This window comes from Streptomyces solincola (assembly GCF_002982015.1).
GTDB classification, from domain to species: domain Bacteria; phylum Actinomycetota; class Actinomycetes; order Streptomycetales; family Streptomycetaceae; genus Streptomyces; species Streptomyces solincola.
The window spans coordinates 1-3,825 of sequence record NZ_PVLV01000337.1 but is presented as its reverse complement, the minus strand read 5'-3'; the positions used below and the strand labels follow the sequence as shown (position 1 = coordinate 3,825).

Below are 3,825 nucleotides of genomic sequence, written 5' to 3'. Positions count from 1 at the left end.
CACCCGAAGGCCCCGGCCCCTGGTGGGGGTCGGGGCCTTCGGGTGTGACGGCCTGTGGCGGCCGTGAAGGGAGGGGGTTGTCAGCCGCCTTCCTCGATCTGGTGCTTGCGGGAGGCGAGGACCTGGACGACCATCGCGCGGTCCCCGTGGGTGTGCTCGTAGTGCAGCAGCTTCTCGACGTCATCGGAGCCGAGCCCGCGGATCCGGTGCTCCAACGTACCGACGGACAGCGTGTCGTAGTCGGGCAGTGGCAGCCCGGCACGGTCTGAGGCGGTCATCGGGAACCTCCCTGAGGCTCGTCGGCGGTGTCCTGAGTCGACCTGGTCAACGTGGTCGTCCTATGAGTGGTCGTGCGCCGCGGCGGCGTGCTCGTGCACCTCCTCGGCGGCATCGCGGTCGAGCGCGGCCCGGACCAGGGCGGCGGCGAGGGCAGGCAGCTCCTCGGCCTGGACCTGACCGGCCAGCTTGGCCGGGTCCGAGGGCAGCCCCAGCCGCTCGGCCCCGTCCAGCGCCTTGCGGTCGAGGTAGGGCGCGAACTCCGGCCACACGCCCTGCACCTCCCGCAGGAAGATGTCCGAGCCGGCCGGCCCGACGCCCGGCACCTCCTGGAGCAGCGAGCGCACCGCGGCCACGTCGCCGTCGGCCTGCTCGCGGAGTCTGCGCAGGTCACCGCCGTAGCGGTCCAGCACCAGTGCGGCGGCGTCCCCGAGCTGGGCGGATGTCCGCTCGTCGTAGCGGCGGTAGCCGCCCTCGCCCAGCGCGTCCACCCGCTGCTGCCAGGTGGCGTCCCGCATCCGGCGGGCGTCCCGCAGTCCCGCGTCGAACAGCGCCCGCGCCGCCGCGACCGCGATGCCCGCCCTGATCCGGGCGCTCAGCAGATGCGCCAGCACCAGCAGCTCGTACAGCGGCTGCGGGGTGTCCTTCAGCCGGATGCCCGCCTCGTCGGCGTAGGTGCGTCCCTGCTCGTCCAGCAGCGCGCGCACCGTCGCCGCGCCGTTCCCCTGGTGGTGTGCCATCGAAACCGCACCTCCCGGCCCGCTGCCGCCGTGGCGACCGCCCGGTCCGCTCACCGTCCCGGCGACGCCCTGCACCGTCCCCGGCGGACGCCGACCGCCCGCGTACCGCCGTGCCGCCCGCAGTACCCGTCCGACGGGCGTCGAAACGGCGCGCGCCCCGGGTACCGGTCAGGCAGGGCCCCGACCTGCGGGGACGGAGGGCGGAGCGGATCATGGGAGACTCGCCGACATGAACGGCAAGGCGACCACGACCCGATCGAAGCTGGACCGGGGGCGCAGCGCGCTCGGCCCCGCGTTGGAGCTGGTGCACACCGGCCGCGCCCCGACCCGGGCCGTGCTCACCGCCGAGCTGGGAGTCACCCGCGCCACCGCCGGAGCGGTCGCCGCCGAGCTGGAGGCGCTGGGACTGATCCGGGTGGACGCCCGCCCCGGTGCCGCGGCCGGCTCCCAGGGCCGCCCCTCGCACCGGCTGCTGGTCGCCGAGGACGGGCCGGTCGCGCTCGCCGCCCAGGTGCACGCCGACGGTTTCCGCGCCGCCCTGGTCACCCTCGGCGGGCGGATCACGGCGACCGCGCCCGGCTGCGTCACCGTCTCCGCGGACCCGGCCCAGGTGCTGGCCGCCGTGGTGGACGCCGGGGCCGCGCTGCTCAAGGAGAGCGGCCGGGCCTGCGTGGGCGCCGGACTCGCCGTGCCGTCCGCGGTCGCCGAACCGGAGGGCACGGCACTCAACCCGCTGCACCTGGCCTGGCCGGCCGGCGCCCCGGTCCGGGACGTCTTCGCCGGGCTGGTCCGGGACGCCGGGATCACCGGGCCCGCCTTCACCGGCAACGACGTCAACCTCGCCGCCCTGGCCGAGCACCGCCACGGCGCCGGCCGGGGGGCGCAGCACCTGCTCTGCGTCGCCACCGGACACCGCGGCGTCGGCGGCGCCCTGGTGCTCGACGGCCGGCTGCACACCGGCAGCGCCGGCCTGGCCCTGGAGGTCGGCCATCTCACCGTCAACCCCGAGGGCCGTCCCTGCTACTGCGGCAGCCGCGGCTGCCTGGACGTCGAGGCCGACCCGCTGGCCTTCCTCACCGCCGCCGGCCGCGAGCCGGGACCGGAGGTCTCCCTCCTCCAGCAGTGCCGGGACCTGCTGCGCACCGACGCGGCCGACCCCGGCGTCCGGGCCGCCACCGCCGAGCTGATCGACCGTCTCGGACTCGGCCTCGCCGGGCTGGTGAACATCCTCAACCCCGACCGGATCATCCTCGGCGGCCTGCACCGGGAGCTGCTCGCCGCCGACCCGGTGCGGCTGCGCGCGGTGGTCGCCGACCGCAGCCTGTGGGGCCGCAGCGGCGGGGTGCCCATCCTCGGCTGCACCCTGGACCACAACAGCCTGGCCGGCGCCGCCGAGCTGGCCTGGCAGCCGGTCCTGGACGACCCGCTGTCCGCGCTGGGCCACCTGGTCGCCTGAGGCCCGACCGCACGCCGCGCTACCCCCGCTCCCGCGGCAGCAGGGAGCGCTCCGGCTGCGACAGGTGCAGCACCCGGTAGACGTCGCTCTCGTCCGCGGGCGCCGCGTCGGCCCACAGCGCCAGGTGCAGCACCTCCCAGCGGCTCGGGTCCACCGCCGTGACCGCGGCGACGAGACCCTCCCGCCCGGCCAGCTCCCGGTGCTCCGCCAGCGCCTCCTCGGCCGCCCGCGCCGGCGGCACTCCGGGCTCGCTCCGCCGCCGCCGGCGCGTCGCCCAGCGCGGGGCCGCCGCGGCCGCCGGGCCCTCCCGGTAGGCCAGGCCGGGCCACTGGCGCACCGGCGGCCGGCCGAAGTCGTCCACGATGCCCTGGAACCCGGCGCCGTAGAGGAAGGCGTTCATGCCGGCCATGGTGTTCCACAGGTAGAACGGGGCGTACGCGTTGACCGGTGAGCCGTCGGCCCGGTCGCGGATCAGGTACGCCTTGAGCCCCAGCCCGGGGAAGGCGTCCAGCAGATGCCCGCGGGTGGCCACCCGGTGGCGGATGACGTCCATGTCGTAGTCGGCGGGCAGATGAACCGTGTACTGGAGGGCGAGCATGGGCGCGGCCGTCTCCTCGGTGTCGTAGGGGGCCGGCTCACCGGACGCCGGCGGGGGCGGCCGGCTCCCGGCCCGGGCCGAGCAGGGCGAGCACCCCGCGTACCGCCGTGTCGAACGCGGCGGGCGAACCGGCGGCGCGGGCCAGCACATAGCCGCCCTGGACGATCGCCATCAGGGCCGCGGCGACGGCCTCCGGGTCCAGCTCGGGGCCGAACTCGCCGCGCTGCACGCCCTCCCGGACCACCCCGGCCAGCCTCTCCCGCAGCCAGCCGACGGTCGCCTCGACCGGGGCGCGCAGGGTCTCGTCCGCGACGATCTCCGGGTCCATGGCCAGCCGCCCCACCGGGCAGCCGCGCAGCACGTCCCGCTCGCGCAGCAGATAGCCCCGCACCCGCTCGTACGCCGTGCCGGGCCCGCCGAGAACGGACTCGGCCGCGGCGCGCAGCTCCTCGGCCGACCGCTCGATGGCCGCCGCGGCGAGCGCGTGCTAGCCGGAGAAGTGGTGGTACATGCTGCCCTGGCCCGCCCCGGCCCGGCTCTGGATGGCGCGCGGGCTGGTGCCGACGTAGCCGCGGTCCCACAGGAGCTCGCGGGTCGCCTCGACCAGCTTGTCGGAGGTGCTCATGGCGCGACTGTGCATACCAGTAGGTACAGAGATCCACAGAGTCTGCGGTGCCGGACGGAACATGCGCACCGCCCCCGCCCCCGCCTGAGGAGGCCGGGGCGGGCCAGGGCAGCATGTACCACCACTTCTC

4 protein-coding genes and 1 pseudogene are annotated in these 3,825 nt (G+C 76.4%); 1 reads left to right on the top strand and 4 read right to left on the bottom strand.

All coding sequences use genetic code 11. From position 1 onward, the window contains the following. Positions 1–80: 80 nt before the first annotated feature. Both C6N75_RS20910 and C6N75_RS20905 read right to left on the bottom strand, forming a co-directional pair. A complete protein-coding gene (locus C6N75_RS20910) occupies positions 81–278 on the bottom strand; it encodes a hypothetical protein (protein WP_105870445.1) in 198 nt (65 codons plus the stop codon). 60 nt (positions 279–338) lie between these two features. Beyond that, a complete protein-coding gene (locus tag C6N75_RS20905) occupies positions 339–1,016 on the bottom strand; it encodes an endonuclease (protein WP_105870444.1) in 678 nt (225 codons plus the stop codon). 229 nt (positions 1,017–1,245) lie between these two features. Here C6N75_RS20905 and C6N75_RS20900 point away from each other — a divergent pair, with 229 nt between their 5' ends. Then, positions 1,246–2,472 (top strand): ROK family protein, encoded by a 1,227-nt coding sequence (locus C6N75_RS20900; protein ID WP_105870443.1) that lies wholly within the window; start codon positions 1,246–1,248, stop codon positions 2,470–2,472. A 19-nt stretch (positions 2,473–2,491) separates the two neighbouring features. On the opposite strand, the gene C6N75_RS20895 is transcribed toward C6N75_RS20900, so the two are convergent. Both C6N75_RS20895 and C6N75_RS20890 read right to left on the bottom strand, forming a co-directional pair. Beyond that, complete coding sequence (locus tag C6N75_RS20895; protein ID WP_105870442.1) at positions 2,492–3,070, bottom strand: DUF4865 family protein; 579 nt, start codon at positions 3,068–3,070, stop codon at positions 2,492–2,494. Between the two features lie 37 nt (positions 3,071–3,107). Next, a pseudogene (locus tag C6N75_RS20890) lies at positions 3,108–3,710 on the bottom strand (TetR/AcrR family transcriptional regulator). Positions 3,711–3,825 lie beyond the last annotated feature (115 nt).